The organism is Geodermatophilus sp. SYSU D01180 (assembly GCF_054050415.1).
Map to the genome: position 1 here is coordinate 1 of NZ_JBJGZH010000055.1, position 2,889 is coordinate 2,889.

A 2,889-nucleotide genomic window follows, 5' to 3' on the forward strand; every position below is an offset into this window, starting at 1 on the left:
GCGGGGTCGTGGGACGCGTGTGTGCCGGTGCTGCCGCGCCGGCGGGAAGTCAGAAAAGATCGTGGTTAGGGGAAGGCCTCTGGAAGGGGTCGCCGTAGAGGGTGAGAGCCCCGTACCCGAAAGCCCGGTCTCTTCCCGGCATGTGTTCCCAAGTAGCACCGAGCCCGTGGAATTCGGTGTGAATCGGGCGGGACCACCCGCTAAGCCTGAATACTCCCTGGTGACCGATAGCGGACGAGTACCGTGAGGGAAAGGTGAAAAGTACCCCGGGAGGGGAGTGAAATAGTACCTGAAACCGTGTGCCTACAAGCCGTCAGAGCCGGGAATCCACCTTCGGGTGGGCGGTGATGGCGTGCCTTTTGAAGAATGAGCCTGCGAGTTAGCGGTACGTGGCGAGGTTAACCCGTGAGGGGTAGCCGTAGCGAAAGCGAGTCCGAACAGGGCGATCTCCAGTCGCGTGCTCTAGACCCGAAGCCGGGTGATCTACCCATGGCCAGGTTGAAGCGCGGGTAAGACCGCGTGGAGGACCGAACCCACCAGGGTTGAAAACCTGGGGGATGAGCTGTGGGTAGGGGTGAAAGGCCAATCAAACCCGGTGATAGCTGGTTCTCCCCGAAATGCATTTAGGTGCAGCGTCGCGTGTTTCTTGCCGGAGGTAGAGCACTGGATGGCCGATGGGCCCCACAAGGTTACTGACGTCAACCAAACTCCGAATGCCGGTAAGTGAGAGCGCGGCAGTGAGACTGCGGGCGATAAGGTTCGTAGTCGAGAGGGAAACAGCCCAGATCATCGGCTAAGGCCCCTAAGCGTGTGCTAAGTGGAAAAGGATGTGGGATCGCAGTGACAACCAGGAGGTTGGCTTAGAAGCAGCCATCCTTGAAAGAGTGCGTAATAGCTCACTGGTCAAGTGGTTCCGCGCCGACAATGTAGCGGGGCTCAAGCACACCGCCGAAGCCGTGGCACTCACGCGATCGCCCGCCGGCCGACCTCTGCGTCGGGCGGCCAGGTGCGTGGGTGGGTAGGGGAGCGTCGTGTGGCGGGTGAAGCGGCGGCGGAAGCCAGCCGTGGACGCCACGCGAGTGAGAATGCAGGCATGAGTAGCGAGAGGGGAGTGAGAACCTCCCCCGCCGGAAGACCAAGGGTTCCTGGGCCAGGCTAATCCGCCCAGGGTGAGTCGGGACCTAAGGCGAGGCCGACAGGCGTAGTCGATGGACAACGGGTTGATATTCCCGTACCCGCGAAGGAGCGCCCATGCCCAGGCCAGTGATGCTGACCCACCGAAACCGGTGCCGGCTTTCGAGCCGGTGCTGGGAGTAGCTGGGGACCCGAGCTGGTAGTAGGCAAGCGATGGGGTGACGCAGGAAGGTAGTCGGGCCGGTGAGTGGTGGTACCGGTGCAAGGGTGTGGCCCGCGCCATAGGCAAATCCGTGGCGCATGCAGGGTGAGGCCTGACGCGTAGCCGAATGAGGCGAATCCGATGATCCTATGCTGCCGAGAAAAGCCTCTAGCGAGTTCCGAGCGGCCCGTACCCCAAACCAACTCAGGTGGTCAGGTAGAGAATACCGAGGCGATCGAGCGAACTGTGGTTAAGGAACTCGGCAAAATGCCCCCGTAACTTCGGGAGAAGGGGGGCCCTCGTTCGTGAACCGCCGTGCGCGGGGCAGCGGAGGGGGGCCGCAGAGACCAGTGAGAAGCGACTGTTTACTAAAAACACAGGTCCGTGCGAAGTCGTAAGACGAGGTATACGGACTGACGCCTGCCCGGTGCTGGAACGTTAAGGGGACGGGTTAGCCGCGAGGCGAAGCTCAGAACTCAAGCGCCAGTAAACGGCGGTGGTAACTATAACCATCCTAAGGTAGCGAAATTCCTTGTCGGGTAAGTTCCGACCTGCACGAATGGCGTAACGACTTCTCAGCTGTCTCAACCACAGGCTCGGCGAAATTGCACTACGAGTAAAGATGCTCGTTACGCGCGGCAGGACGGAAAGACCCCGGGACCTTCACTACAGCTTGATATTGGTGTTCGGTTCGGCTTGTGTAGGATAGGTGGGAGACTGGGAAGCCGGCACGCCAGTGTCGGTGGAGTCGCCGTTGAAATACCACTCTGGTCGAATTGGATGTCTAACCTCGGTCCGTGATCCGGATCAGGAACAGTGTCAGGTGGGTAGTTTAACTGGGGCGGTTGCCTCCCAAAATGTAACGGAGGCGCCCAAAGGTTCCCTCAGCCTGGTTGGCAATCAGGTGTCGAGTGCAAGTGCACAAGGGAGCTTGACTGTGAGACCGACGGGTCGAGCAGGAGCGAAAGCTGGGACTAGTGACCCGGCACCGGCAGGTGGAAGCGGTGTCGCTCAACGGATAAAAGGTACCCCGGGGATAACAGGCTGATCTTCCCCAAGAGTCCATATCGACGGGATGGTTTGGCACCTCGATGTCGGCTCGTCGCATCCTGGGGCTGGAGTAGGTCCCAAGGGTTGGGCTGTTCGCCCATTAAAGCGGTACGCGAGCTGGGTTTAGAACGTCGTGAGACAGTTCGGTCCCTATCCGCCGTGCGCGTAAGAGACTTGCGAAGAGCTGTCCCTAGTACGAGAGGACCGGGACGGACGAACCTCTGGTGTGCCAGTTGTACCGCCAGGTGCACTGCTGGTTGGCTACGTTCGGCAGGGATAACCGCTGAAAGCATCTAAGCGGGAAGCTCGCTTCAAGATGAGGTCTCTCACCGGGTCAACCGGGTAAGGCCCCCGCCCAGACCAGCGGGTTGATAGGCCGGAAGTGGAAGCGCCGCAAGGCGTGCGAGCTGACCGGTACTAACAGGCCGAGGGCTTGACCACACATCCTTCTACACACTTCTTCGTGTCTCGCGTCCACTGTGCGGTTCTGAACGCACCCAGCC

The 2,889-nt window shown here is 60.4% G+C and carries 1 rRNA gene; it reads left to right on the top strand.

The features are described 5' to 3' along the window. Nucleotides 1–2,827: ribosomal RNA gene (locus ACI8AA_RS23915) — 23S ribosomal RNA — on the top strand; the annotation flags it as partial. Nucleotides 2,828–2,889 lie beyond the last annotated feature (62 nt).